Source organism: Noviluteimonas lactosilytica, from assembly GCF_020866925.1.
GTDB lineage: Bacteria > Pseudomonadota > Gammaproteobacteria > Xanthomonadales > Xanthomonadaceae > Noviluteimonas > Noviluteimonas lactosilytica.
In genome coordinates, this window is sequence record NZ_JAJGAK010000003.1 from 270,126 (window position 1) to 296,570 (window position 26,445).

A 26,445-nucleotide genomic window follows, 5' to 3' on the forward strand; every position below is an offset into this window, starting at 1 on the left:
CGCCCGCACCCCCTGCCCCAAGATGCGCCGTCGGCCGAGACGGCCATGGGGGTTTCATCAGATGGAAGCATTGGCCCGGATCGGCTTCGGCCTGTTCGGCCTCGCGGTGCTCGTGGGCATCGCATGGCTGTTCTCGAACAACAAGAAGGCGGTCGACTGGCGCCTGGTGCTCACGGGCGTTGCGCTGCAGATCGGCTTCGCGGCGCTCGTGTTGCTGGTGCCCGGCGCGCGCACCGTCTTCCAGGGCCTGGGCGACGGGTTCGTCGCGATCCTCGCGTTCGTCGGCGAGGGATCCAAGTTCATCTTCGGCTCGTTGATGGACACCTCGAAGTTCGGGTTCATCTTCGCCTTCCAGGTGCTGCCGACGATCATCTTCTTCGCCTCGCTGATGGGCGTGCTCTACCACCTCGGCGTGATGCAGGCGGTCGTGCGCGGCATGGCGTGGGGCATCACCAAGGTGATGCGCGTGTCGGGCGCGGAGACGACCTCGGTGTGCGCGAGCGTCTTCATCGGCCAGACCGAAGCGCCGCTGACGGTGCGTCCGTACATCCCGCGCATGACCGAGTCGGAACTGATCACGATGATGATCGGCGGCATGGCGCACATCGCCGGCGGCGTGCTCGCCGCGTACGTCGGCATGCTCGGCGGCGGCGACCCGGTGCAGGGCGCGTTCTACGCCAAGCACCTGCTGGCCGCTTCGATCATGGCCGCGCCCGCCACGCTCGTCATCGCCAAGATCCTCATCCCCGAAACCGGTGCGCCGCTCACGCGCGGCACGGTGAAGATGGAAGTCGAGAAGACCGCGAGCAACGTCATCGACGCGGCGGCCGCGGGCGCCGGCGACGGCCTGCGCCTGGCGCTGAACATCGGCGCGATGCTGCTCGCCTTCATCGCGTTGATCGCGCTGATCAATTGGCCGCTGACCTGGATCGGCGAGGCCACCGGCCTGCAGGCCATGCTCGGCCGGCCCACCGACATCGCGACGATCCTCGGCTACGTCATGTCGCCGATCGCGTGGGTGATCGGCGTGCCGTGGGCCGATGCGACGACGGTGGGTTCGCTGATCGGCCAGAAGATCGTCATCAACGAGTTCGTCGCGTACCTGCAACTGGCCGACATCGTGAACGGCAAGGTCGCGGGCGTCGTCCTCACCGACCAGGGCAAGCTGATCGCGACGTATGCGCTGTGCGGCTTCGCGAACTTCTCCTCGATCGCGATCCAGATCGGCGGCATCGGCGGCCTCGCGCCGGAACGCCGCGGCGACCTCGCGCGCTTCGGGCTTCGCGCGGTGCTCGGCGGTTCGATCGCGACCTTCATGACCGCGACGATCGCGGGCGTGCTCACGTTCCTCGGAAGCTGACCCGCATGCCGGACGTCGCCGTCGTCGGTTCGTTCAACGTCGACCACGTGTGGCGCTGCGACGTGTTGCCGCAGCACGGCGAAACGCGCATCGGCACGTATTCGACCGGCCCCGGCGGCAAGGGCTTCAACCAGGCGATCGCCTCCGCACGCGCGGGCGCGTCGACGAGCTTCCTCTGCGCGCTCGGCGACGACGTCGGCGCGCAACTCGCGCGCGCACTCGCCGACGCCGACGGCATCGCGCTCGTGGACCAGCGCAGCGAGCATGCGACCGGCACCGCCGGCATCTACGTCGACGCACACGGCCGCAACGCGATCGTGATCGGCGGCGGCGCGAACGGCGACCTGCGCGACAGCTTCGTGCAATCGCAATGGGTCGTGCTCGCGCAGGCGCGCGTGGTGCTCGTGCAGCGCGAATCGCCGGCGGAGGCGGTCACGGCCGCGTTGCGCATCGGCCGCGAAGTCGGTGCGACCACGATGCTCAATCCCGCGCCCGTGAACGCGGACGTCGACGCCGACCTGCTCGCGCTCGCCGACATCCTCACGCCCAACGAAACCGAATTCGCCGCCCTGCTCGCCACGCATGGCGGCACGACGATCGCGCCCGACGCCGTCGTGAACACCGACGACGCGACGCTGCACGCGCACTGCCGCCGCCTGTTGCCGCACGGCACGGTGGTAGTGACGCTCGGCGCGGCTGGCGCATTCGTTTCGCATCCCTCCGATGCACTGCGCGGCGATGCGGTCGCGATGTACAGCGTCCCCGCCTACCCCGCGACGCCGATCGACACGACCGGCGCCGGCGATGCGTTCAGCGGCGCGCTCGCCGCTTCGATCTCGCAACTCGACCAGCCCTTCGCCGAACACGTGCGCTTCGCCGCGCGTTACGCGGCGCGATCGACCGAAGTCGCCGGCGCGGCGACGTCGATGCCGAGGCTGGCGCCGCTCGGCGCGTGACGTCTCGCGGCGGCGCCACGCGCTAAAATCCGCCCCGTCATGCAGATCGGACCGCACGCCGTCACCCCGAAAGTCATCCTCGCGCCCATGGCCGGCGTGACGGATAAACCGTTCCGCGTGTTGTGCAAGCAGCTGGGCGCGGGCCTGTGCGTGTCGGAGATGACGACGTCGGACCCGCGCTTCTGGAAGACCGCGAAGTCCCTGCATCGCATGGACCACGACGGCGAGCCTGCGCCGATCAGCGTGCAGATCGCCGGCACGGTGCCGGAAGTGATGGCCGAGGCCGCGCGTCACAACGTCGACCACGGCGCGCAGCTCATCGACATCAACATGGGGTGCCCGGCGAAGAAGGTGTGCAACGCGTGGGCGGGCTCGGCGCTGATGCGCGACGAAGGCCTGGTCGCGCGCATCCTCGAAGCGGTGGTCGCCGCGGTCGACGTGCCGGTGACGCTGAAGATCCGCACGGGGTGGGCCGCCGATCGCCGCAATGCGCCGACGATCGCGCGCATCGCGCAGGACAGCGGCATCGCGGCGCTCGCGGTGCATGGCCGCACGCGCGACCAGCAATACGGCGGCGTCGCGGAGTACGACACCATCGCGGAGATCAAGGCGATGCTGTCGATCCCCGTGATCGCCAACGGCGATGTCGATTCGCCGGAGAAGGCCGCGCACGTGCTCGCGGCGACGGGCTGCGATGCGGTGATGATCGGTCGCGCGGCGCAGGGTCGGCCGTGGATCTTCCGCGAAGTCGCGCATTACCTCGCGACCGGCGAGCGACTCGCGCCGCCATCGCTCGTAGAAGTACGCGACGTGTTGCTCGGCCACCTGCAGGCGCTGCATGCGTTCTACGGCGAGCTGTCGGGCGTGCGCATCGCACGCAAGCATTTGGGGTGGTATGCCAAGGATCGACCGGAGAACCACGCGTTCCGCCACGTCGTCAACCGCGCTGAGACCGCGGAGATGCAGCTCGCATTGACGAAGGATTACTTCGATGCGCTGATCGCGGGCGTGCCGACCGGGTTGCCCGTCGCGGCCTGATCACGCGGTTGTTCATCAGCGAATGTGGTGGCGTCGTGCGCGACGTCCGATACATCTTGGAGTCACAGGTCTTTGCAGGGGAATTGTGCGTCGGCGCGTCTCACGACGGGCTGCTGCACACGACGATCACCACGGCGCGAGTCTGCAAAACCCTCCACCGCGATGTCTGCGCGATCCATCCCGCCGACCCGGCGAAGTCTCTGCCACCCCGGCGCATCGGCATCAAAAGGAAACGTTGCGCCTACAGGCCGGGGTCCGCGGGGGCATGCCAGATGCGCGTCCACATCGCGCCGAGCCGGCGCGAGGCCTCCCACGGCCACTCCAGCTGCCGTGCGGGGATCGGACGCCATCCTTCCCCGTCGTGTTCGGCCACCGCGAAACGAAAGCTGTAATCCGGTTCCGCGCCCATGCGCAGGTCGGTGAGCACGAGCTGCCCGTCGCGCACCTGCGCCTTCGTGAAGTGATGGTTGAACCACAACAGGCGCGCGACCTGCGGTTGCCCGCGCACTGCATCGAGCGCCTCGATATCCGAGGGATGATGCGTGAAGCGGATCGGCCCGCGATCGGCGACGATCGAACGCTCGCCTTCGACGAACCCGTCCGGCGTCATCGCGACGACGCGCCACAACAACGTGTTGAACGGCATCGGCACGGTGAAGCGCGGCGCATCGGCGAGCCCGATCGCGGCGAGCGAGCGCTCGGCCTCGCGCTCGACGATCGACTTCGCCACCAGCGACCAGCCCAGGTACACGCCGACGAAGGCGAGCGACGCCACCACCGCGCGCTTCGCGCCGGGTCGCGCACCGAGCCATGCGGCGACGACGCACCCGAGGACCAGCGGCAAGGTGATCAGCGGGTCGATGATGAAGACGCTCGACCACATCGTCGGCGGCACCGGCAACGGCCAGAACAACTGCGTGCCGTAGATGGTGAAGGCGTCGAACAGCGGATGCGAAAGCAGGCACGCCTGGAAGATCCAGAACCACGCACGCGGCGCCTGCGCCACGCGCCCGCCCCGCGAGCGGAACCACGCCCACAACGCCAGCGCCACGAGCGGCAGCACGAGCAGCGAATGCGTGGCCGCGCGATGCCAGGTCATGCGGACGATCGGGTCGTCGCTCAGCAGCAGCGGCAGCACGTCGAGATCGGGCAGCGTGTTGAGCGCGGCGCCGGCCAGGATCGCGGCCCGGCGATGGCCGGCGGGCGCGATGGCGGCCGCGATGGCGCCGCCGATGAAGAGATGGGTGAACGAGTCCATACCCCAATTTGCCATCCCGAAGGCGCAAGATGCGCAATCCTGCCGGCGGCCTGTACAATACCCGGCCATCCTTTCATCCGAATCAAAGGATATAAGATCCGATGACCAGCTCCAGCTACCTCTTCACCTCCGAATCGGTGTCGGAAGGCCACCCGGACAAGATCGCCGACCAGATCTCGGACGCGGTCCTCGACGCCATCCTCGCCCAGGACAAGCGCGCGCGCGTGGCCTGCGAAACCATGGTGAAGACCGGCGCGGCCATCGTCGCCGGCGAAGTCACGACCACCGCGTGGGTCGACATCGAAGGACTCGCGCGCAAGGTCATCAACGACATCGGCTACAACAACTCCGACGTCGGCTTCGACGGCCACACCTGCGCGATCATCAACATGCTCGGCAAGCAGTCGCCGGATATCGCCGCGGGCGTGGATCGCAAGAAGCCGGAAGAACAGGGCGCTGGCGACCAGGGCCTGATGTTCGGCTATGCCTGCAACGAAGCGCCGGAATTCATGCCCGCGCCGATCTACTACTCGCATCGCCTCGTCGAACAGCAGGCGAAGGTGCGCAAGGCGAAGAACAGCAAGCTGCCGTGGCTGCGCCCCGATGCGAAGTCGCAGGTCACGCTGCGCTATGAAGGCGACAAGATCGCCGGCCTCGACGCGGTCGTGCTCTCGACGCAGCACGATCCGGGCATCAAGCAGAAGGACCTCGTCGAGGGCGTGTACGAGCACATCCTCAAGCCGGTGCTGCCGAAGAACTGGCTCGACAAGCTCCCGAAGAACAAGGTGCACATCAACCCGACCGGCATCTTCGTGATCGGTGGTCCCGTGGGCGACTGCGGCCTGACCGGCCGCAAGATCATCGTCGACAGCTACGGCGGCATGGCCCGCCACGGCGGCGGCGCGTTCTCGGGCAAGGATCCGTCGAAGGTCGACCGCTCGGCCGCGTACGCCGCGCGTTACGTCGCGAAGAACATCGTCGCCGCGGGCCTGGCCGACAAGTGCGAAGTGCAGGTCTCCTACGCGATCGGCGTAGCGGAACCGACTTCGATCTCGGTCACCACGTTCGGCACCGGCAAGATCTCCGACGACAAGATCGAGAAGCTGATCCGCAAGCACTTCGACCTGCGTCCGTACGGCATCGTGAAGATGCTCGACCTGATCCACCCGGTGTACCAGGCGACCGCCTCGTACGGCCACTTCGGCCGCAAGCCGAAAGAAGTGGAATACGTCGACGCCGCCGGCAAGAAGCACAAGGCCACCGCCTTCTCGTGGGAGAAGACGGACAAGGCCGACGACCTGCGTAAGGATGCGGGCCTGAAGAAGTAAGGCCGCACTGCAACCGCGAAATGAAACGGGCCCTCAGGGGCCCGTTTTCTTTTTTGCCTTTTGCGTTCCGACGATTTCGCGCTCGAATCGATCGAGGATGTCGCGATGCAGGGCCGGCGTTGTCGCCAGCGAAGCCTTCGCTCGCTTCGTCCAGCCGCTCCCCTTGTTCGCCAGATCTTCCCACGCGTCGCGCAACGCATGTGGTGCGCGCTCCAGGTGCCACTCGATCAGCGCGAGTGCCTGCAACACGTCCTTGTCGTGCTTGCGATCCTTTGCGCCGCGCTCGAATGCGACGATGAGTTTGTGCAGTCCGTAGCGCGCCGGATCCGGCAGGTTGACCAGCGCCGCGTCGGCGCGGTCGAGCACGACGGCCTGGCCTGGACGCTCGATCAGATAGTCGAGGAACTTCAGCGGCGTGAGCGCAATGCCAAGTTCCTTCGCCTGCACGTCGCTTTGTCCGCGGCGTGCCGGCGTGAGGAAATCCACGCGCAGGTCGGGCTCCTTGTCGCTGTAGTACTGGCTCGCCAACCCCTTGCTTCCACCCAGCGACGGCAGGAATCCCATTTCGAGCGACGACAGCGCGTCGTTCGCATTGGCGTGCAGGTCGGCGGGAAGTGCGACGTCGACATTGCCACCCGGTCCTGCATGCGCGAATTCCAGGTCGAGCGTGCGCGTGCCGCTTCCCCACGCTACGCCGAGCAGATTGCCCATCGCGACAAAGGCGTGCGTGCCGATCATCAGCCCGCCAGCCCGGAAGAATTGGTAGTCGGCCAAGCGCTTCACGATACGGAAGTGCTTGGGCGGTGTTACCGCGCAGCCCTGCGCAGTCGCGGCAGCGGCTTGACGCGCGAGCGCGTCGAGTGCGGGCGCGCCTTCAGCGCGCGCGCGTTCGATCGCTGCGATCGCAGGACCATCGGGGCCGAGGTAATACTCGCGCTTGCGCCCGTCGAATTCCTTGAAGGCCCAGTAGGCGTAACGCGAACCCTTGACGGTCTTGTAGGCGATCTTGCCGGTCAGGAAAGCCGGGGAACGCGATGCCTCGGCGACCTGGGCGAGCTCCTGCAGTTCCGCATAGGCTGTCTGCGCAGACACCGGTAATTCACGGCTGAGCTTCATGGTTGCCCCCTGTTTCCGGCGAGTTATACCACCAGAAAAAAACGAGTGGTATAACTTCAGCGTCAGCAAGCGGCTATTCATCCCTCTATCGCGATAGAGGTAGAGGCAGCACTTGTCATAGAATGCGCACCTCTCGCCGAGGGGCGCTGCAAGTCCGGTCTTCCGGAATCAGGCTCGGCGAATCGAACGAAGAACGGCGCCCGGTGAACAACCTCCCTCCACGTCCATCGGAGGTGGAGGCAACCGGAGCAAACGCCATGAACGCACAAGTGAAGCCTGCCCACGATTACAAGGTCGCCGACATCTCGCTCGCCGACTGGGGCCGCAAGGAAATCGACATCGCCGAGCACGAGATGCCGGGCCTGATGTCCATCCGCCGCAAGCACGCCGCCGCCAAGCCGCTGAAGGGCGTGCGCGTGACCGGTTCGCTGCACATGACCATCCAGACGGCCGTCCTCATCGAAACGCTGAAGGACATCGGCGCCGACGTGCGCTGGGCCTCGTGCAACATCTTCTCGACGCAGGACCACGCCGCCGCCGCGATCGCCGCCAGCGGTACGCCGGTGTTCGCGTGGAAGGGCGAAACGCTCGAGGAATACTGGGACTGCACGCTCGATGCGGTGACGTTCCCGGGCGGCAAGGGTCCGGAGCTCGTCGTCGACGACGGCGGCGACGTGACGTTGCTGATCCACAAGGGCTACGAGCTGGAACAGGGTTCGGACTGGGTGAACACCGAGTCGGCTTCGCACGAAGAGCAGATCATCAAGAACCTGCTCAAGCGCGTCGCGAAGGAACGCCCGGGCTTCTGGACCAACGTGGTGAAGGACTGGAAGGGCGTCTCCGAAGAGACGACCACCGGCGTGCACCGCCTCTACCAGATCGCCGAACAGGGCAAGCTGCTGGTGCCCGCGATCAACGTCAACGACTCGGTCACCAAGTCGAAGTTCGACAACCTCTACGGCTGCCGCGAATCGCTGGCCGACGGCCTGAAGCGCGCGATGGACGTGATGCTCGCCGGCAAGGTCGCGGTGGTGTGCGGTTATGGCGACGTCGGCAAGGGTTCGGCGCATTCGCTGCGTGCGTACGGCGCGCGCGTCGTCGTCACCGAGATCGACCCGATCTGCGCGCTGCAGGCGGCGATGGAAGGCTTCGAAGTCAACACGATCGAAAGCACGCTCGGCCGCGGCGACATCTACGTCACCACGACCGGCAACAAGGACGTCATCACGCTCGCGCACATGCAGGCGATGAAGGACCAGGCGATCGTGTGCAACATCGGCCACTTCGACAACGAGATCCAGGTCGATGCGCTCGCCGGTTCGGGCGCCAAGCGCACGAACATCAAGCCGCAGGTCGACAAGTACACGTTCGGCAACGGCAGCTCGATCTTCCTGCTGGCCGAAGGCCGCCTGGTGAACCTCGGCTGCGCCACCGGCCACCCGAGCTTCGTCATGTCGAACTCGTTCTCCAACCAGACGCTCGCGCAGATCGACCTGTGGGCGAACAAGGACACGTACGAGAAGACGGTGTATCGCCTGCCGAAGCACCTCGATGAAGAAGTCGCGCGTCTGCACCTGGAGAAGATCGGCGTGAAGCTCACCACGCTGACGAAGGACCAGGCGGACTACCTCGGCGTCGCGATCGAGGGCCCGTACAAGCCCGAGCACTATCGCTACTGAGTGATGCGGCGGGCGGCTCCGGCCGCCCGCTTCGTTTCCACCTTCGGAACACGGATTCCCGCATGGCCCTGCGCGTCCCGATCTCCTTCGAGTTCTACCCGCCCAAGACCGACGACCAGCGCGAACAACTGGACCGCACCGCGGCCCGGTTGAAGGGCCAGTCGCCGGAATACGTGTCCTGCACCTTCGGCGCGGGCGGATCGACGTTGTCCTACACACCCGAAACCGTGCAGCGCCTGCACGAGAAGCACGGCCTGGACGCGGCGCCGCACGTGTCCTGCATGGGCGGTACGCGCGAGGAACTGCGCTCGCTGCTCAAGCTGTACCGCGCGCTCGGTTGCAAGCGCATCGTCGCGTTGCGCGGCGACCTGCCCTCGGGCATGGCGCGCTTCGGCGACTTCCACTACGCCTCGGAGCTGGTGCAGTTCATCCGCGACGAGCACGACGGCTTCTTCCACATCGAAGTCGGCTGCTATCCGGAGATGCATCCGCAGGCGGAAGACGCGTTCGCCGACATGCGCCACTTCAAGGCGAAGGCCGACGCGGGCGCGGACGGCGCGATCACGCAGTACTTCTACAACGCCGATGCGTATTTCCGCTTCGTCGACGACGCACGCAGGATGGGGATCTCGATCCCGATCGTGCCGGGCATCATGCCGATCTCGAACTTCACCCAGCTGCGCCGCTTCTCGGAAGCGTGCGGTGCGGAGATTCCGCGCTGGATCGGCAAGCGCATGCAGGCCTATGGCGACGACACGGACAGCATCCGTGCGTTCGCGGCGGAGTTCGTCGCCAACCTGTGTTCACGCCTCATGGACGGTGGCGCGCCGGGTTTGCATTTCTACACGCTCAACCTGTCGAAGCCGACGCTGAACGTGCTCGAATTTCTGCGTTGAGTTTGTAAGGATTCAGCGACGCACCGTGTTCAGCCACGGTGCGTTGACGCAGGCGAACCGAAGCTGTGCGCGTCCCCAAGCGCGCACTGCCGCCATGCATCGTTCGCTCATTGCTGCTTCCGTGGTTGCGATGCTGGCGGCCGTGTCGTCGCTTGTGGCGCAGCGCGCGCACGCGGCGCCGCCGACGATCCAGCAGTGCGTCGCGCGCGACGGCAGCACGCTTTACACCGACAAGCCTTGCCGCAGCATCGGCGCACGCACCGTGCCGATGCGCGGCGATCTCGCCACGCGCCTGGTGCGCGAACAGGCGACCGAAGCGCGCGTCAGCGGCGTCGAAGTTTCGTACCTGCAACTCGACACGGGCACGATGCGCGCCGCGCGCGAAGCGATCGGCCGTCGCCATGCGAGCGGCGGTTGCGCGCGCACGCCGACCCAACTGGCGATGGACCTGCGCGGCGCGTTCGCGCTCGGCGACGTCAATCGCGTCGCCGAAAGCTTCCACTGGGTCGGCATGTCGCATCGCGGCGCACAGGCGACGATGACGCGATTGCAGAAGCTCATGCGCCAGCCGCTGGTCGACGCGCATTACTACGACATCGGCGGCGGCTGGATCGCGAGCGCCGACGGCGGCGATGCGACACAGGTCGCCTCAGGCGGCGTGATGCAGCTGACCTTCGGCGACGGGGCCTCGGCGCGGATCGAGGACTTCGATGTCCAGCGCTACGCCGGCTGCTGGTTCGTGCGGTTTTAGGACGCATCGCACGTTGCGCGGGGTTCTTGCGCGCGCTCGCGGGCGTTAGGCTTGCGCGATGGCCGGTCGACGCATCCACGTGGCACTGCTGTTGCTGTTCGCGACTTGCGCGCTCCCGCGCTTCGCGTTCGCGCAGGTGCACGTGTGCACGACGCCCGACGGCCGCCCGCTCTACACCGACCAGAAATGCGAAGCGCTCGGTGCGGTGCCTCGGCAGCAGCCCGCGGCTCCTTCGACCGGCGCACGCATCGCCTCGGCCGGCGACCGCAAGTCCAGCGGCGGTTGCCAGCGCACGCTGCAGGACCTTGCGTTCGAACTGCGCAGTGCGATCGATTCGGCCGATGCCAACCGGCTGTCGGGGATCTACCACTGGGTCGGCGTATCGGATGAGGGCGCGGTGGCGGTGATGGATCGCCTGGACCAGATCGCGCACCGGCCGCTGCTCGACATCACGCCCGTGCAGCCCTCCGACCAACAACCCGAGGCGACCGCGGGCTCCGCGATCACCGGCGACGCCGGCGTCGCGCGCACCACCGTGCGCCGACCGCCGGTCGGATTGCGCCTGGAACAGACCCGGCCCAACAGCATCTCGCCGCTGTCGACCACGCTGGGCCTGCATCGTCATTTCGGTTGCTGGTGGGTCTCGCTCTAGCGTCGCTTACAATCGTCGGCTCCCCACGCACGCGAGAGAGCCCGCATGACGATGCGCTACCCCGAATGGATTTGGCACAACGGCGCCATCAAGCCCTGGGCCGAAGCCACCACGCACGTCATGGCGCACGCGATCCACTATGGCTCGTCGGTGTTCGAAGGCCTCCGCAGCTACGACACGCCCGACGGCCCGGCGATCTTCCGCCTCACCGACCACAACCGTCGCCTGATGGCGTCGGCGCGCATCTACGAGATGCCGATGCCGTACTCGGTCGAGCAGATCAACGCCGCGTGCCGCGAAGTGCTCAAGGCCAACGCGCTGGGCAAGGCGTACCTGCGCCCCGTCGCGTTCCGTGGGCTCGGTGGTTTCGGCCTGTCGGCCGACACGCCGACCGATGTCGCGGTCGCGGCGTGGCAAATGGGTGCGTATCTCGGCGACGGCGTGCTCGAGGAAGGCATCGACGCGTGCGTGTCGAGCTGGCAGCGTTTCGCGCCGAACACCATTCCCGCGGGCGCGAAGGCCGGCGGCAACTATCTGTCGGGCCAGTTGGTCGCGCGCGAAGCGCGTCGCCTCGGCTTCGGCGAAGGCATCGCGCTGGCCTCCACCGGCCTGCTCAGCGAAGGCGCGGGCGAGAACCTGTTCCTCGTGTTCAACGGCGAGTTGCACACCACGCCAGTGAGCGCGGCGCTGCTCAACGGCATCACGCGCAATTCGATCATCACGCTCGCGAAGGACAACGGCATCACCGTCGTCGAACGCGACATCCCGCGCGAATACCTCTACCTGTGCGATGAGCTCTTCATGTGCGGCACGGCGGCGGAAATCACGCCGATCCGTTCGGTCGACGGCCGCCAGGTCGGCGCAGGTCGCGCCGGTCCGATGACCAAGCGCATCCAGGAGTTGTTCTTCGGGTTGTTCAGCGGCAAGACCGCCGACAAGTACAACTGGCTCGAGCGCGTCTGACGCTCGAGCGCGTCTGACGCGCGCCGCGTCTCAGGACGCGGCCTTGATCTCGCCGAACCGGAGCGTGGCGATCACGCCACGCTCTTCGCCCGGCACCACGCGCACGTCCCATTCGTAGAGTGCGCACAGGCGGCGCACGATCGACAGACCGATACCCGCGCCCTGCGAGTGCTCGGCGTGCGTGCCGCGATACCCGCGTTCGAACAGGCGCGCGGCTTCTTCCGCCGTGAGGCCCGGACCCGAGTCGATGACGTCGACGCCCTCGGGCCGCATGCGCGCGATCACTTCGCCTTCGAGCGTGTACTTCACCGCGTTGCCGATCAGGTTGCCGAGCGCGACCGCGACCGCGGCTTCCGGCGCGTCGACGATCAGCCCGCTCTCGCCTTCCATGCGCAGCACCAGCGCCTTGCCGCCGAGCTGCGCGCGATGCATGTCGAGCAGTTGTTCGGCGACCTTGCCGACGTCTGTGGCGCCGTGGCCGCGCTCGTTGCGCGACAGCAGGAGCAGCGCGCTGATCAGGTCGGTGCACTGTTGTTCGGCGCGCTGGATGCGGCGCAGGCGCGCCTGCATGCGGTCGTCGAGGCCGGGGCGCGAGAGCAGCAACTCGGTCGCGCCGCGGATCACCGCGAGCGGCGTGCGCAGTTCGTGGCTGACGTCGGCGTTGAACTCGCGGTCGCGCTGCACGACTTCGGTCAGGCGCGAGGCGTAATCGTCGAGCGCTGCGGCGAGCTGGCCGACTTCGTCGTTCGGGAAATGCTCGGCGAGCGACACCGGTTCGCTGCTGCGACCCGATCCCTTCAACCGGTTCGCCAATTCCGACACCGGGCTCATCACGCGCGAGGCCGCCCACCAGCCGACGAGCAGCGAGAGCAGCGTGAACACCACCACGGCGCCGTAGATGCCGCGGTTGAACTGCTCCTGCCCGCGCAACGCCTGCGTCATGTCGTAGGCGAGGAAGAACCACACCGACGGCGTCTTGCGTACCGCGAGCTTGTACGAGAACGCCTGGCCGTCGTCGTCCACGCCGCTGAGCTGGTGGATGCCGTCGGGCAGCTCGTACCACTGCGGCTGGTTCTCGCGCACGCTGTCGAACTTGTCGGGCGTGAACGCGAACGCGCGCATCTGGTCGACCGGCAGGCTCGGGTTTTCCGGATCGCGCGCGAACTGCTCCGCGTACAGGTCGATGTTGCGATTCATCAGGTCGACGACGAGTTTGTCCTCGACCTGGTTGCGCACCTTGTCGACCGCGTACGCGAACAGCGCCGTCAGCCCGAAACCGAGCAGGACGAACGACAGGATGATGCGGCTGCGAAGCTGGCGCCGGTAACGGCGCGGGCGGCGCGAGGTGTCAGCTGGTGGCATCGGGTGCGGCGATCCGGTAACCGATACCGTGGCGGGTCTGGATCAGCGGCACCTCGAACGGCTTGTCGACGACGGCGCGCAGGCCGTGGATGTGCACGCGCAGCGAATCCGAATCCGGCAGCTCCTCGCCCCACACGCGCGTTTCGAGTTCCTGGCGCGTGACCACCGCCGGCGAGGCTTCCATCAGCGCCTGCAGGATCTTCAGCGCAGTGGGGTTGAGCTGCAGCAGCTTGCCTTCGCGGCGCACTTCGAGCGTGTCGAGGTTGTATTCGAGATCGCCGACGTTGAGCACGCGCGTCTGCACACCGCGACCGCGACGCGCGAGCGCGTTGAGGCGCACTTCCACTTCCTGCAACGCGAACGGCTTGATCAGGTAGTCGTCGGCGCCGGAATCGAACCCGGCGAGTTTGTTGTCGAGCGAATCGCGCGCGGTGAGCATCAGCACCGGCGTCTGCTTGCGCGCTTCGTTGCGCAACTTGCGGCACACCTCCAGGCCATCGAGGCCCGGCAGGCTGAGGTCGAGGACGATCGCGTCGAAGTCGTGCACCACCGCGAGGTGCAGACCGGTGACGCCGTCGGCGGCGAAGTCGACGGTGTGGCCGCGATCCTCGAGATAGTCGCCGAGGTTGGCGGCGATGTCCTGGTTGTCTTCGATGACGAGGATGCGCATCCGGGCTTGTCCTGGGGGGAGTCGGTTTTCGACCCGGCCAACGCACCGGGGTTCACACATGAACACGCCCGGATGATGCCAGAGCCGCAAGCGACGATAACGTGGTGGCCAAAAAACAAAGGCCCAGGCACGGGTCGCGTGCCTGGGCCAAATCAAGCCCCGATGACCGTAATCTGGCTTCGTCCGTTGCGGCTGGCCGAGCGGTCTACGACAGATTCGCGGTAGGCCACAGGCTACGCAGGGGGCGATTAAACCGGCGTTAAAAGCGGCGGTGGATCGGCGTGAAAAACTCGTTAATCACGAATCCCGCAGGTCGGCTCAGTCGGGCACTCAGGCCGCCTTTGCGTGGGTGCTGCGCCGGGTCGATCCCGCTCGATGGCCGCCATTGGCGACGTAATCGATGATGCTGCCGGCCACATCGGTACCGCTGGCCGCCTCGATTCCTTCCAGGCCGGGCGATGCGTTGACCTCGAGGATGAGCGGACCGCGCTTCGACCGGATGAGATCGACGCCCGCCACCCCCAGCCCGAGCATGCGGGCCGCGCGAAGGGCGGTGTCCTGTTCGGCGGGCGTCGCGGTGATCGCCTTCGCCGTGCCGCCGCGATGCAGGTTCGAACGGAAGTCGCCCTTCGGCGCTTGGCGTTTCATCGTCGCGACGACGCGATCGCCGACGACGAAGCAACGCAGGTCCGCGCCCTTCGCCTCGGCCACGAACTCCTGCACGAGGAAGTTCGCGTACAGGCCGCGCAATGCTTCGATCACGCTGCGCGATGCGGAGAGCTTCTCCGTGAGCATCACGCCCGCGCCCTGCGTGCCTTCGTTGAGCTTGATGACGTGCGGCGTCGGGCCGAGCATCGCGAGCAGGTCGCTGGTGTCGTCCGGGTTGTCGCCGAACACCGTCGCCGGCAGGCCGAGGCCCTGCGCGGCGAGGAGCTGGTGGCAGCGCAGCTTGTCGCGCGCCTTGAGGATCGAGTCCGACGGATTGGGCGTGTACGACCCCATCAGCTCGAACTGGCGCAGCACGGCCGTGCCGTAGCGCGTGACCGACGCGCCGATGCGCGGGATCACCGCGTGGTAGCCGGTGAGCGGCTTGCCCTGGTGGTGCATGGCGAAGCCGTCGCTCGCGATGCGCATGTAGCAGCGCAACGGATCGAGCACCCGCACGCTGTGCCCGCGATCGCGCGCGGCTTCGACCAGGCGCCGCGTGGAATACAGCTTGGTGTTGCGCGAGAGGATCGCAAGCTTCATGCGGGCGGTTTTCCATGCAGGAAAGAACGGGCCGGATCGATAACGAACGCACGCGCGAGCGCGGTCCGGCCGAGGAGCATCGGGAAGAGCATGCCGCGGCGATCGGTCAGGTTGATTTCGACCTGGCGCTCCACCCCGGCGACGACCAGCGGCGTGTGCAGGAACACGCGCCGGCTGCGGTTGCCGCCCGAGTCGGTGACCTCGCGCTCGTCGCTGATCGGCGCCTGCGCTTCGATCACCTGCCCGCTGCGGACGCCGGTCGCGATGCGAAACCCGGCCCATGGCGCACCGCCCTCGATGAACCGCCATTGGGCGTCGACGTGCAGCGACGAGCTGCGCGCCCCGGTGTCCACCTTCGCGCGGATGGCCACGATGCCGAGCGCCGGCAACGCCAACCACTCCCGCCAACCGAGCACCACGCGTGCGGCCATCCGACCTCCGGGAAAAAGAACGAGCGACCGCCGGAATCCCGTGGTCGAGGGCGCGGAGCATACGCGCTAACGTGTTAGCGAAATGAAGGACCGTCGGCGGTCGGCGACGAGCGGGAAACGTCGCCGCGCCGCGTTGCCAGCGGCCGCCCCCCGGCATAGACTGCCGCGCAAACGCGGGTGTAGTTCAATGGTAGAACTGCAGCTTCCCAAGCTGCTAGCGTGGGTTCGATTCCCATCACCCGCTCCACTTCCCACGCGACGGCGACTGGAATCCTTGCGCCCTCGCCGCCGGCCTGATCGCAGGCACGACGTGTGGGGTTCTGCTGCGGCCGATCAGGCCGCTCAGTGCCCGCCGCCGTCCAGCGCCTTGAGTTCGCTCACCAACGCACTCGCCATCTCCGCACCATCGCCATACAACATGCGCGTATTGTCGGCATAGAACAGCGCATTCTCGATCCCGGCGAAGCCCGTGCCCTTGCCGCGCTTGATGACGATCGTGTTGCGCGACTGGTTCACGTCGAGGATCGGCATGCCGTAGATCGGCGATGCGGGGTCGGTCTTCGCGACGGGATTGACGACGTCGTTCGCGCCGATCACGAGCGAGACGTCGGTGTTCGGGAACTCGGGGTTGATGTCGTCCATGTCGGCGATGAGGTCGTACGGCACGCCGGCTTCGGCGAGCAGCACGTTCATGTGGCCGGGCATGCGGCCGGCGACCGGGTGGATCGCGAACTTCACCTTCACGCCGCGCGCGATCAGGCGCTGCGTGAGTTCCCAGATCTTGTGCTGCGCCTGCGCAACCGCCATGCCGTAGCCGGGCACGATCACGACGCGTTCGGCGTAGGCCATCATCGCCGCGACGTCGGCGGCTTCGATGGGCTTCTGCGAGCCGGCGATTTCCTGCGCCGTCGCACCGCCGCCGCCGAAGTTGGAGAACAGCACGTTGGTGATCTTGCGGTTCATCGCCTTCGCCATCAGGCGCGTCAGCAGCATGCCCGCGGCGCCGACCATGGTGCCGGCGATGATCAGCGCCTGGTTGCCGAGCACGTAGCCTTCGAACGCGACGGCCAGGCCGGTGAACGCGTTGTACAGCGAGATCACGACCGGCATGTCGGCGCCGCCAATGGGCAGCGTCATCAACACGCCGAGCAGCAATGCGGCGACGAAGAACGCGACGATGTACATCGTCACGACCCGCTCGTCGGAGAGGCCGTAAAACACCAGCCCGGTAACCACCATCGCGCCGAGGACGATCGCCGCGAGGAACAAGAGTGCGTTGAAAGCCTGCTGACCGGGGAACGTGTAACGCTTGTCCATGCGTCCGTCGAGCTTCGCCCAGGCGATGATCGAACCCGTGAGCGATACCGCGCCGATCAACGCACCGACCACGGCGAGCACGACGTGTTGCAGTGTCGCGCCGCGAGCATCGGTATTGAGCCGCAACAACTCCACCGCACCGATTGCCGCCGCCGAGCCACCACCCATGCCGTTGAACAACGCGACCATCTGCGGCATGTCGGTGATCTTGACCTTCTTGCCCCACACCCACGCGAGCACGGTGCCGAGCACGAGCGCGATCACGATGAGCGCCATGTTGTGCAGGCCGGGCAGCACGAACGTCGCGACGGTGGCGATCACCATGCCCACGCCCGCCCACTGGATGCCGCTGCGCGCGGTCACCGGCGAGGACATGCGTTGCAGGCCGAGGAGGAACAGCGTGGCGGCGACGAAGTAGCTGGTCGCCGCGACCAGCGTCTGCCAGTCGGCGCCCATCACTTCTGCTTCTCCTGCTTGCCCTTGCTCGACTTGAACATGTCGAGCATGCGTTCGGTCACCACGTAACCGCCGGCCGCGTTGCCCGCGCCGAGCACCACCGCGATGAAGCCGATCGTCTTCTCCAGGTTCGTCTCGGCGTGCCCGAGCACCACCATCGCGCCGATCAGCACGATGCCGTGGATGAAGTTGGAGCCCGACATCAGGGGCGTGTGGAGGATCACCGGGACCCGGGAAATGATCACGTGGCCCGCGATCGCGGCCAGCATGAAGATGTAGAGCACCACGAACCCGTCCGCCATGCGCCCAGTCCCCACCGTCGAGTCGGACCCATCATAACGATTGGTGAACCCGGCGCGGGGCCGGTCAACGCAGCGGCCGCCTCCGCGTTTGCGGGACCAGCAGGGATGATCCTGCCCGCCCCTCCACCGACCGGCCGCTATGCTCCTGCGCGTGACCGAAGACGAAGACCCGATGACCGCGCTGGGCGCGGCAGCTGCCACCGTGCGGGAAGCCACCGCGAACGAGGCCGAACTGCCGCGCACGCTGGACGCGTTCCTCGACGGCATCGCCGCGCGCGCCTTCCGTTTCGCGGAGCTGGGGCTGCGGCACCGCGAGGACGCGCTCGACGTCGTCCAGGACGCGATGCTGAAGATGCTCGGCTACCGCGAGCGGCCGGCGGCGGAGTGGACGCCGTTGTTCTGGAGCATCCTGCGAAGCCGCATCGTCGATGCGCAGCGTCGTCGCACCTTCCGCCTGCGCTGGCTGCGCCCGCAGACGACGGGCGATGACGACCCGATCGACTGGAACGAGGCCGCGCCCGCGCTCCACCCCGAATCCGACCCCGCGCGCAGCCATGACAGTCGCGAGGCTTACACCCGCATCGCCGATGCCCTGCGCACCCTGCCCGCGCGACAACGCGAGGCATTCACGCTGCGCGTGATCGAAGAGCTCGACGTGGCGACCACCGCGCGCGTGATGGGCTGCAGCGAGGGGTCGGTGAAGACGCATTTGTTCCGCGCCCGCGAAGCATTGCAGGCGCAACTGGAGGAGTTCCGATGAAGACCGACGACCGTTTCGACAGCGCGATCCGTGCGCGGCATGCCGAATCGCTCGAACACCTGTCGCCGCGCGTGCGTGCGCAGTTGGCGCAACGCCGCCGCGCCGCGCTCGCCGGCCAGGCGCCGCGCGAAGCACGTTCGCCCTGGCGCTTCGCGTTCCCGCTCGCCGCAGCCGCAGCCGTCGGTGCGCTCGCGATCGGCATGCAGCTGCGCGCACCCGATGCGCCGGCGCCTGCCGTCGCGACCACGCAACCGGCGCCCGCGCCGCGTGCGCTCGCGCCGCGCGCGACTGCGCTGCCCGACACCGACGAAGCGACCGCCACCGCGTCGCTCGAGGAAAACCCCGATCTCTACGTGTGGCTGGCGTCCGACGACGCCGCCCTGATGGCCATGGAGTAAGTGCGATGACCACCCGCCTTCGTTTCGCCATGCAATGCCTCGCGCTCGCGTGCGCGGCGTTGATCGCGATGTCCGCGTTCGCGCAGCAGAACGCCGCGCCGGCCGCGACTCCGTTGCCGGCGTGGGACCAACTCACGCCTGCGCAACGCGAGACGCTCATCGCCCCGGTGCGCGACCGCTGGAACGACGCGGACGCCGAGCATCGCCAGCGCACCATGGATCATGCGCAGCGCTGGGCCACGATGTCGCCGGAAGAACGCCAGGCCGCGCGCAAGGGCATGCATCGCTGGTCGAACATGTCGCCCGAGCAGCGCGACCACGCGCGCGAACTCTACGACCGCATGCGTTCGATGCCGCCCGACCAGCGCCGCGCGCTGAAGGAAAAGTGGCGCGCGATGACGCCGGAACAGAAGAAGGCGTGGCTGGAGGCGAATCCGCCGAAGCCGTGATGCCCGCGCGCGCGGGCACCCCGAAGGGTTACGCGCGCTCCGGCCAGACCGTCTTCGCCAACAGTTCGTCGCCCCAGTCGAGCGCGATCGCGCCGTCCTTCAACAACAGCGCGACGAAGTTGTAGACATTGCGCGCGTACATCTCGCTCGCGTGCAACGCGCCCATGCTGGCGAGGTTGAGCGGGCCGGCGACGACGACGCCGTTGGCCTCGATCGTTTCACCCGGGCGCGTGAGTTCGCAGTTGCCGCCGGTTTCCGCGGCGAGATCGACGATCACGCTGCCCGGTCGCATGCCAGCGACCATCGCGGCGGTCACGATCTTCGGCGCAGGGCGGCCCGGCACCGCGGCGGTGCACACGACGACGTCGATGTTCTTCAGGTGTTCGCCGAGGCGCCGTTGCTGCTCCGCGCGTTCGGCGTCGGTGAGCTGGCGCGCGTAGCCGCCTTCGCCCGCCGCGCTCACGCCGAGGTCGAGGAACTTGCCGCCGAGCGATTCGATCTGTTCGCGCGTTTCCGGGCGCACGTCGAAGCCTTCAACCTGCGCGCCGAGACGCTTCGCGGTCGCGACTGCCTGCAAGCCCGCGACGCCCGCGCCGACGATCAACACGCGCGAAGGCCGGATCGTGCCGGCGGCGGTGGTGAGCATCGGGAAGAACCGCGGCGCGAGTTGCGCGGCGATCAGCACCGCCTTGTAACCGGCCATGCCCGCCTGCGAACTGAGCACGTCCATCGCTTGCGCGCGCGTCGTGCGCGGCAGGCGTTCGAGCGGGAAGGCCAGGATTTCGCGCGCGCGGATTTCGTTGGCGCGCGAAGCATCGGCTTGCGGTTGCAGCAAGCCGACGAGCACCGCGCCCTGCTTGAACTGCGCCAGCCGCACCGCATCGGGCGGTTGCACGCACAACACGACGTCGGCGCCATTGAGCGCAAGGTGGCCGTCGTCGACGACCTGCGCGCCTGCATCGGCGTAATCGTTGTCGGGGAATCCGGCGAACGCGCCGGCGCCACGTTCGATGCGCACGGCCGCGCCGGCCTTGACGAGCTTCTTGCAGGTTTCGGGCGTCAACGCGACGCGTCGTTCGCCGGGCGCGGATTCCCGCGCGACTCCCACTTCGACCGCCATCCGTCGCCTCGCAAGTCAGGTGCGCCGTCGCATCCTAGCGCGACGCACCTGCGTTGCGGCGATCGCGTCGGCGATCAGTTCTGGCCGACCGCCCTTTGCAGGCGCGAACGCAGCTGGCGCATGGCCTCGTCGAACGGGGCCTGTTCGGTGCCGGCGACCAGGCGGCCTTCGGCGACCAGCGCGGCCAGTTGCTCGGCGGAAGCGACGAGCACGCGCGCACCGCGGCGATTGACGAGCAGGAAGCGGCCGCTCAGCGGGCTGATCCACGCGACCTTCGCGGCGACGTGTTCGCCCTGCGCATCGAGCAGGCGCAGCCATTCGCCCGGCGCGAGCTTGCGCATGCGCTCGGCGACTTCGGGCTCGAAGTCCAGGCCGGCGTGACCGCCGACCACGCGCAACTGGCCCGGGTCCGAATCGTCGTCGGCGACGACCGGCGGCGGCAGCTTGCGCAGCGAACGGGGGAGGTCGGGCTGCGCGAGCGCACGCACGAGGCCGGCGAGCCAATCGCTGGCGCCGTGTTCGTCCTGGCCGCACGCGACCAGGCATTCGCTGATCGCCGGCTGCAGCGCGATCAGGCGATCGGCCACCATCGCACCGCGCGCCTGCGCGGAGAGGCCGTCGACCGCGATCAACGCATCGGCGAGCGCGAGCACGTCGTTGTGCTTCGCCGAATCCAGGCCGTCGCGCAGCAGCGTCTGCACCAGGTGGTGCTGCCAGTGTTCGACGAGGAAATCGGCGACGGCTTCGGTCAGCGGCGTGCGCGACAGGCGCTGGCCGAGCGCGGCCGCGGCCTGCAGGCGCGCCTGCAACAGGCGTTCCTTGCCATGCACCGCTTCGGACGCGCGGTTCTCGAGGACCGCGACGCGCTTGCGCTGCTGTTCGAGCAGCGATTCGAGTTCGGCGGTGGCGAGCGCGAAGATCTCGAGGTCTTCGTTGTAGTCGGCGACGATGCGCTGGGCGATGCCGGCCGCGCGTTCGAGCAGTTCGCGATCCTGCGGCGTGGCGCCGTCGTTGCCTTCGCACGCCTCGGTGATCACGTCGAACAGGCGGCGCGCGGGATGATCGCGACGCAGGAACAACGACTCGTCGCTCAGCGCCACCTTGACGTAAGGCAGCACGAGGCGCGCATACACGCGGCGCGCGCGATCGAGCATCGCGTGGGTCTGGAACAGCGATTCGAACAGCAGGCCGACGAGATCGATCGCATCGTTCTCGCTGCCGCCGATCTCCGTCTGGTCCGGATCCAGGCCGAGGCGACGCGCGCCTTCGGTCAGTTGTTCGCGGATCGCATCGGCCAGCGAGCCGGCGCCGGCAAGCGCGCGGGCATACGGCTCGGGGCCGTCGCGTTGCAGGAGCGAGGTGACGCTGATGACTTCCGCCGCGCGCAGCGCGCGACGCGGCGCGGTGTGCGGACCCGGCGCGCGATCGGCGGGCACGGGGCGCGCGGGGATCGTGCCTTCGCGCCAGTCGTGCAGCATCTTGCGGAGTTCGCCGAAGCGCTCCATCGCGTCGATGTCCGCCGAGATCGCGTCCTGCACGGGCGGCGCAGGCTGGGTGGCGTCGAGCGGCTTGTGCGGAACGCCCGCGCCGGGCTTCAGGCCGTAACCGGCCGCGGCGAGCAGCGTGTTGATGCGACCGTACAGATCGCCGAGCACGCGCGAGAGCTCGTGTTCGTACTGGCGGAACAGCAGCGGGCGCAGCGTCTCCGGCAGTTCGGCGTCGTGGTAGGTGGCGAGGAAGGCGCCGGCCAGGCGCGTGGCGCCGATCGGATTCGACGCGGTGGGCGCGCCGAGTTCGGTCGAGAGCGCTTCGAGGCGGCCGTCGAGCATTTCGAGCTGGCGCGCATAGCGCTGGCCGATCGACTCGGCGAGCTTCTGGCCCGCGTAGTGGAAATCGAGCTGGCGTTCTTCGACCAGGCCCAGCGGCAGGTGGCCGCCCGGCGCCTTGCGGTGCGGCAGCGCGCGGAAATCCTCGAAGCCCTGCGCGACGAGCTGGCGGAAGCGCATCACGTATCCGGCGTTGCGCTGCCGGAGGTTGAGCAACGCGACGTGGTCGCCGCGGCGAATCTGGATCAGGCCCGCGCGACGCGCGGCTTCATCCAGGGCCTCTCCGACCGGCGCGTACAATGCGCTGGGGACGCCGCCGAGCTGCTCGACGGACAGTCGCTTCATTTCTTCGAGCACGCCAGCCGGGTTGGCCCGTTCCGTGGTGCCCAGTCCCAAAGGATGTCCCGACATTTCGACTCCCCGATCGACGCCATGTGACCAAATGCGACACTCAGGGGCAGAGTAGTGCCGTGCTGTGTCAATTCATCTTCGAATTTCCGGTTCTGTGACCCATGCCTCCTTCGCCCCCCATGCCAGCCGACGAACTGCAGTTCCTGAACGCGCGACGGTCGGTGCCGGCCAAGCAATTGGGGGCGCCGGGCCCCGATGAAGCCACCCTGATGCGCATGCTCGAGGCCGCGGTCCGCGTGCCCGACCATGGCAAGCGGGTGCCCTTCCGGTTCCTGCGCATCCAGGGCGACGCGCGCCTCGCACTCGGCGAAAGGCTTGCCGCGCGCTCGGTCGAGCGCGACCCGAATGCCGGCGACGCGGCGATCGAAAAGGACCGCAACCGCTTCGCGCATGCGCCGCTGGTCATCGCGGTGATCGCATCGCTGGGCCCCGACGAGAAGATCCCGGCGTCCGAACGCTTCAGTTGCTCCGCGCTCGTCTGCTTCGCACTGTTGCAAGCGGCGCAGGCCTGCGGGTTCGGCGCGCAGTGGCTGACCGGTTGGCCGGCCTACGACGAAGAGGTCCACCGCCTGCTCGGCATCGGGATGGGCGAAGCCATCACTGGCTTCATCCACATCGGCACGCCCAAACTCGAGGCACCCGAGCGCGACCGTCCCGACCCGCGCACCCTGCTCACCGAGTGGAGCCCCGCATGAACGCACCGGCCGCGACGCAGCCGCCTCTCTATTTAGTCGACGCGAGCATGTACGTGTTCCGCGCGTGGCATTCGATGCCGAACGAATTCCACGACGCCGACGGCTGGCCGACCAACGCGGTGCACGGCTTCGCGCGCTTCCTGCTCGAGTTGCTCGAGCGCGAACGCCCGCGCCACATCGCGATCGCCTTCGACGAAGCGCTCGACTCGTGTTTCCGCAACGTGCTCTACCCCGCCTACAAGGCGAACCGCGAGTCGGCGCCGGAAGAACTCAAGAACCAGTTCCGCCATTGCAAGGCATTGTGCGAAGCGCTCGGCCTGGCCGTGCTCGCGCACCACGATTACGAAGCCGACGACCTGATCGGCAGTGCGCTGCATCACGGGCGTGCGGCCAACCATCGCGGCGTGATCGTCTCCGCCGACAAGGATCTCTCGCAGCTCCTCGCCGGCATGGACGAACAGTGGGACTACGCGCGCAACCAGCGCTGGACCATGGCCGGAGTGAAGGCACGCCACGGCGTGGAAGCGCACCAGATCGCCGACTACCTCGCGCTCACCGGCGATGCGGTCGACAACATTCCCGGCGTGCCGGGCGTGGGACCGAAGACGGCGGCCGCATTGCTCGCGCATTTCGGCACGCTCGATGCGCTGCTCGCGCGCGTCGACGAAGTCGCGTTCCTGCGCGTGCGCGGCGCGGCGCAGACCGCAGCGAAAATCAAGCAGCACCGCGAACAGGCGCTGTTGTGGCGCCAGCTCACGACGATCGCGCTCGATGCGCCGCTGTCGATGCGCGAGTTCCATCGTGGCCACGCGGATGCGACCGCGCTCGTCGGTCTCTGCGATCACCTGCGCTTCGGCCCCCTCACGCGCCGTCGCCTGCAGGAAACGAGCGGCGTGCAGACGGCGGTCACGTCGGCGGGCTAGCATCGCCCGCATGGAAGAAACCCTCTACGAAGGCAAATGGCTGCGCCTCGTGCGCCGCGGCCACTGGGAATCGTGCGAACGCACGCACGGCAAGGGCATGGCGGTCATCATCGTCGCGGCGACGCCGGACGACGAGGTGTTGTTCGTCGAGCAATACCGCATCCCGTTGGGGTCGAAGACGATCGAGATGCCGGCGGGACTGGTCGGCGATCAGTCCGGCGAAGACACGCTCGAAGACGCGGCGACGCGTGAGCTCGAAGAAGAAACCGGTTGGCGTCCTTCGCGCGTCGAAGTGTTGCTGGTCGGCCCGACGTCGGCCGGCATGAGCAACGAACGCATCGCGTTCGTGCGCGCGGAAGGCCTGGTGCGCACGGGCGAAGGCGGCGGCGTCGATGGCGAAGACATCACCGTGCACGCGGTACCGCGCGCGAAGGCCGCGGCGTGGTTGATCGAGAAGCAGCGCGAAGGCTACGAGCTCGATCTCAAGTTGTGGGCGGGCCTATGGATGCTCGAGCGCAATCCCGACGGGTCGTCGCGAAGCAGCTGACGCCCGGGGGCGATGCCGCACGCCTCACTTCTCTTTCTTGAGCGCGACGTCGACGCCCGATGCAGTCGCTTCGGTGGTGCGGATACCGAACCGGTGGTCGCCGTGCTTGGCCAGGACACGAATCGCTTGCTTACCCTCCATGTCCACGCGGAACGTGTTCTGGTCCAGCGCCTTGCGGAAGGCGTCGCGGAGATTCACCGCGACCATGTTCGCCGACTCGCCCTTGGTCACCTTGACCGCCACCGTGATGGGTTCGATGTCCCACGGCGTGACGGTGATGCCGACGATGCCTTCCGACGTCGCAGTGCCACTCGCCGTGACCAGCCAGGTGTTGGCCGTTTCGGCCGCGGCGGCACTCGATGCGCTCGCCTGACCGGCCGCCGGCGGAGTCTGCGCATGCGCGAGCCCCAGGGTGCCCGCGAGCAGGATGAGCGACAGGATGTTTGCTACTGATGAGGTCTTCATGGCGTTTTCCGGAACGTGCAGGGGAACGCCGCAACGCTAGTCATCGCTTCGCGCCGCGTCATCCGTAGCGTCCCGGGTTTGCCTCAGTAAAACTACCGGTCAGGCGAACTTGTCGGTCGCCCGCACCAGCGCGTCGATGTTCTCCGGCTCGAACGCCGAATGCCCCGACGTCGGCGAGATCACCAACTCCGCCGCCGGCCACGCACGCTTGAGTTCCCACGCATTCGCGATCGGGCACACCACGTCGTAACGGCCGTGCACGATCACGCCGGGGATGCTGGCGATGCGATGGGCGTCGCGCAGCAACTGGTCTTCGACTTCGAAGAAGCCGCCGTTGACGAAGTAGTGGTTCTCGATGCGCGCGAAGGCGAGCGCGAACTCGGCTTCGTCATGCCCGCTGATGAAGTCCGGGTCCATCTTGAGGAACGACGTCGCACCTTCCCACACGCTCCACGCGCGCGCTGCGGCCAGGCGCGTGGCCTGGTCGTCGCTCGTGAGGCGACGGTGGTACGCGCTCATCATGTCGTGGCGTTCGACCGGCGGGATCGCTTCGAGGTAGTGCTCCCACACGTCGGGGAACAGGCGCGACGCGCCTTCCTGGTAGAACCACTCCAGTTCCCAGCGACGCAGCATGAAGATGCCGCGCAGCACGAGTTCGGTGACGTGTTCCGGGTGCTTCTGCGCGTACGCGAGCGCAAGCGTCGAACCCCACGAACCGCCGAACACCTGCCAGCGATCGATGCCGAGCTTCTTGCGCAGCGTTTCGATGTCGGCGACGAGGTGCCACGTGGTGTTGTCGACGAGATCGGCGTGCGGCGTCGAACGCCCGCTGCCGCGCTGGTCGAACAGGATGATCCGGTACTTGCCCGCGTCGTGGAAACGGCGCATGCGATCGCTGCAACCGCCGCCCGGTCCGCCGTGCAGCATCACGACGGGCTTGCCGTCGGGGTTGCCGCACTGTTCGTAGTACATGACATGGCGCGAATCGAGCGCGAGCGTGCCGGTGTCGTACGGCTGGATGTCCGGGAACAGGTCTCGCAACATCGGTCGTCCTCCACCGGGAAATCG

At 67.6% G+C, this 26,445-nt stretch carries 26 protein-coding genes, 1 tRNA gene, 1 pseudogene and 1 riboswitch; of the genes and pseudogenes, 16 read left to right on the forward strand and 12 right to left on the reverse strand.

Translation table 11 applies throughout. The annotated features are described in order from the left end of the window. The first annotated feature begins 61 nt into the window (after nt 1-61). The 3 genes from LK996_RS13210 to dusB are packed head-to-tail and all read left to right on the forward strand — an operon-like array spanning nt 62 to nt 3,354. Nucleotides 62-1,360 (forward strand): NupC/NupG family nucleoside CNT transporter, encoded by a 1,299-nt coding sequence (locus LK996_RS13210; protein WP_230527826.1) that lies wholly within the window; start codon nt 62-64, stop codon nt 1,358-1,360. Between the two features lie 5 nt (nt 1,361-1,365). Beyond that, nucleotides 1,366-2,316, forward strand: coding sequence for a ribokinase (locus tag LK996_RS13215; protein WP_230527827.1), 951 nt, complete (start codon nt 1,366-1,368; stop codon nt 2,314-2,316). 39 nt (nt 2,317-2,355) lie between these two features. Next, nucleotides 2,356-3,354 (forward strand): tRNA dihydrouridine synthase DusB, encoded by a 999-nt coding sequence (gene dusB, locus LK996_RS13220; RefSeq protein ID WP_230527828.1) that lies wholly within the window; start codon nt 2,356-2,358, stop codon nt 3,352-3,354. A 241-nt stretch (nt 3,355-3,595) separates the two neighbouring features. Here the strand turns inward: dusB and LK996_RS13225 are convergent, their stop codons facing one another. Continuing rightward, complete coding sequence (locus LK996_RS13225; protein WP_230527829.1) at nt 3,596-4,612, reverse strand: metal-dependent hydrolase; 1,017 nt, start codon at nt 4,610-4,612, stop codon at nt 3,596-3,598. A 101-nt stretch (nt 4,613-4,713) separates the two neighbouring features. Here LK996_RS13225 and metK point away from each other — a divergent pair, with 101 nt between their 5' ends. Further along, nucleotides 4,714-5,940: a methionine adenosyltransferase gene (metK, locus tag LK996_RS13230; protein ID WP_230527830.1), complete on the forward strand. Its 1,227-nt coding sequence runs from the start codon at nt 4,714-4,716 to the stop codon at nt 5,938-5,940. A gap of 33 nt (nt 5,941-5,973) precedes the next feature. Here metK and LK996_RS13235 read toward each other — a convergent pair whose 3' ends face one another. Continuing rightward, nucleotides 5,974-7,125 (reverse strand): GSU2403 family nucleotidyltransferase fold protein, encoded by a 1,152-nt coding sequence (locus LK996_RS13235; protein ID WP_230527831.1) that lies wholly within the window; start codon nt 7,123-7,125, stop codon nt 5,974-5,976. 63 nt (nt 7,126-7,188) lie between these two features. After that, a riboswitch (S-adenosyl-L-homocysteine riboswitch) is annotated at nt 7,189-7,265 on the forward strand. Between the two features lie 48 nt (nt 7,266-7,313). Between LK996_RS13235 and ahcY the strand changes: the two genes are divergently transcribed. The 5 genes from ahcY (at nt 7,314) to LK996_RS13260 (ending at nt 11,997) form a co-directional block, all read left to right on the forward strand. Continuing rightward, nucleotides 7,314-8,735: an adenosylhomocysteinase gene (ahcY, locus tag LK996_RS13240; protein ID WP_230527832.1), complete on the forward strand. Its 1,422-nt coding sequence runs from the start codon at nt 7,314-7,316 to the stop codon at nt 8,733-8,735. A 62-nt stretch (nt 8,736-8,797) separates the two neighbouring features. After that, a complete protein-coding gene (gene metF / locus LK996_RS13245) occupies nt 8,798-9,631 on the forward strand; it encodes a methylenetetrahydrofolate reductase [NAD(P)H] (RefSeq protein ID WP_230527833.1) in 834 nt (277 codons plus the stop codon). Between the two features lie 94 nt (nt 9,632-9,725). Beyond that, a complete protein-coding gene (locus tag LK996_RS13250; protein WP_230527834.1) occupies nt 9,726-10,382 on the forward strand; it encodes a hypothetical protein in 657 nt (218 codons plus the stop codon). 58 nt (nt 10,383-10,440) lie between these two features. After that, nucleotides 10,441-11,034: a DUF4124 domain-containing protein gene (locus tag LK996_RS13255; protein ID WP_230527835.1), complete on the forward strand. Its 594-nt coding sequence runs from the start codon at nt 10,441-10,443 to the stop codon at nt 11,032-11,034. Between the two features lie 45 nt (nt 11,035-11,079). Continuing rightward, nucleotides 11,080-11,997 carry a branched-chain amino acid transaminase gene (locus LK996_RS13260; RefSeq protein ID WP_230527836.1) on the forward strand — a complete coding sequence of 306 codons (918 nt, stop codon included), beginning with the start codon at nt 11,080-11,082 and terminating at the stop codon, nt 11,995-11,997. Between the two features lie 30 nt (nt 11,998-12,027). Here the strand turns inward: LK996_RS13260 and LK996_RS13265 are convergent, their stop codons facing one another. The 4 genes from LK996_RS13265 to LK996_RS13280 form a co-directional block, all read right to left on the reverse strand. Then, nucleotides 12,028-13,359 (reverse strand): sensor histidine kinase, encoded by a 1,332-nt coding sequence (locus LK996_RS13265; protein WP_230527837.1) that lies wholly within the window; start codon nt 13,357-13,359, stop codon nt 12,028-12,030. Beyond that, nucleotides 13,346-14,029, reverse strand: coding sequence for a response regulator transcription factor (locus LK996_RS13270; RefSeq protein ID WP_230527838.1), 684 nt, complete (start codon nt 14,027-14,029; stop codon nt 13,346-13,348). Before LK996_RS13270 ends, LK996_RS13265 begins: the two co-directional genes overlap by 14 nt. Nucleotides 14,030-14,359: 330 nt before the next feature. Beyond that, nucleotides 14,360-15,277, reverse strand: coding sequence for a 30S ribosomal protein S6--L-glutamate ligase (gene rimK / locus LK996_RS13275; RefSeq protein ID WP_230527839.1), 918 nt, complete (start codon nt 15,275-15,277; stop codon nt 14,360-14,362). Next, a complete protein-coding gene (locus LK996_RS13280) occupies nt 15,274-15,708 on the reverse strand; it encodes a putative ATP-dependent zinc protease (protein ID WP_230527840.1) in 435 nt (144 codons plus the stop codon). The genes rimK and LK996_RS13280 overlap by 4 nt, the downstream gene beginning before the upstream one ends. Nucleotides 15,709-15,881: 173 nt before the next feature. Here LK996_RS13280 and LK996_RS13285 point away from each other — a divergent pair. Further along, nucleotides 15,882-15,955: transfer RNA gene (locus LK996_RS13285), tRNA-Gly, on the forward strand. 95 nt (nt 15,956-16,050) lie between these two features. Here the strand turns inward: LK996_RS13285 and LK996_RS13290 are convergent. Beyond that, nucleotides 16,051-17,445, reverse strand: a pseudogene (locus LK996_RS13290) (NAD(P)(+) transhydrogenase (Re/Si-specific) subunit beta); the annotation flags it as partial. Between the two features lie 35 nt (nt 17,446-17,480). Then, nucleotides 17,481-17,783: an NAD(P) transhydrogenase subunit alpha part 2 gene (locus tag LK996_RS13295; RefSeq protein WP_230527842.1), complete on the reverse strand. Its 303-nt coding sequence runs from the start codon at nt 17,781-17,783 to the stop codon at nt 17,481-17,483. A gap of 172 nt (nt 17,784-17,955) precedes the next feature. Between LK996_RS13295 and LK996_RS13300 the strand changes: the two genes are divergently transcribed. From LK996_RS13300 to LK996_RS13310, 3 genes are read left to right on the forward strand one after another with little or no spacing between them, the layout of a single operon-like run. Beyond that, the gene (locus tag LK996_RS13300) at nt 17,956-18,543 is read left to right on the forward strand and encodes an RNA polymerase sigma factor (RefSeq protein ID WP_230527843.1); all 588 of its coding nucleotides are present in this window, start codon (nt 17,956-17,958) and stop codon (nt 18,541-18,543) included. Next, on the forward strand, nt 18,540-18,941 hold the full coding sequence (locus tag LK996_RS13305; RefSeq protein WP_230527844.1) for a hypothetical protein: 402 nt from the start codon (nt 18,540-18,542) through the stop codon (nt 18,939-18,941). Before LK996_RS13300 ends, LK996_RS13305 begins: the two co-directional genes overlap by 4 nt. Nucleotides 18,942-18,946: 5 nt before the next feature. Continuing rightward, on the forward strand, nt 18,947-19,390 hold the full coding sequence (locus LK996_RS13310) for a DUF3106 domain-containing protein (RefSeq protein ID WP_230527845.1): 444 nt from the start codon (nt 18,947-18,949) through the stop codon (nt 19,388-19,390). A 28-nt stretch (nt 19,391-19,418) separates the two neighbouring features. Here the strand turns inward: LK996_RS13310 and LK996_RS13315 are convergent, their stop codons facing one another. Next, nucleotides 19,419-20,510: an NAD(P) transhydrogenase subunit alpha gene (locus LK996_RS13315; protein ID WP_230527846.1), complete on the reverse strand. Its 1,092-nt coding sequence runs from the start codon at nt 20,508-20,510 to the stop codon at nt 19,419-19,421. 74 nt (nt 20,511-20,584) lie between these two features. Next, entirely contained in the window at nt 20,585-22,747 is a 2,163-nt protein-coding gene (locus LK996_RS13320; RefSeq protein ID WP_255657044.1) for a DUF1631 family protein, read from the reverse strand. Nucleotides 22,748-22,848: 101 nt separating this feature from the next. Here LK996_RS13320 and LK996_RS13325 point away from each other — a divergent pair, with 101 nt between their 5' ends. The 3 genes from LK996_RS13325 to LK996_RS13335 are packed head-to-tail and all read left to right on the forward strand — an operon-like array spanning nt 22,849 to nt 24,912. Further along, entirely contained in the window at nt 22,849-23,442 is a 594-nt protein-coding gene (locus LK996_RS13325; protein WP_230527848.1) for a nitroreductase family protein, read from the forward strand. Continuing rightward, nucleotides 23,439-24,365: a 5'-3' exonuclease gene (locus LK996_RS13330; protein ID WP_230527849.1), complete on the forward strand. Its 927-nt coding sequence runs from the start codon at nt 23,439-23,441 to the stop codon at nt 24,363-24,365. The genes LK996_RS13325 and LK996_RS13330 overlap by 4 nt, the downstream gene beginning before the upstream one ends. A gap of 10 nt (nt 24,366-24,375) precedes the next feature. Next, on the forward strand, nt 24,376-24,912 hold the full coding sequence (locus LK996_RS13335) for an NUDIX hydrolase (RefSeq protein WP_230527850.1): 537 nt from the start codon (nt 24,376-24,378) through the stop codon (nt 24,910-24,912). Nucleotides 24,913-24,936: 24 nt separating this feature from the next. Here the strand turns inward: LK996_RS13335 and LK996_RS13340 are convergent, their stop codons facing one another. Beyond that, nucleotides 24,937-25,377, reverse strand: a complete 441-nt coding sequence (locus tag LK996_RS13340) for a hypothetical protein (protein WP_230527851.1) — start codon at nt 25,375-25,377, stop codon at nt 24,937-24,939. 99 nt (nt 25,378-25,476) lie between these two features. Then, nucleotides 25,477-26,418 carry a prolyl aminopeptidase gene (gene pip, locus LK996_RS13345; protein ID WP_230527987.1) on the reverse strand — a complete coding sequence of 314 codons (942 nt, stop codon included), beginning with the start codon at nt 26,416-26,418 and terminating at the stop codon, nt 25,477-25,479. Between the last annotated feature and the right edge of the window lie 27 nt (nt 26,419-26,445).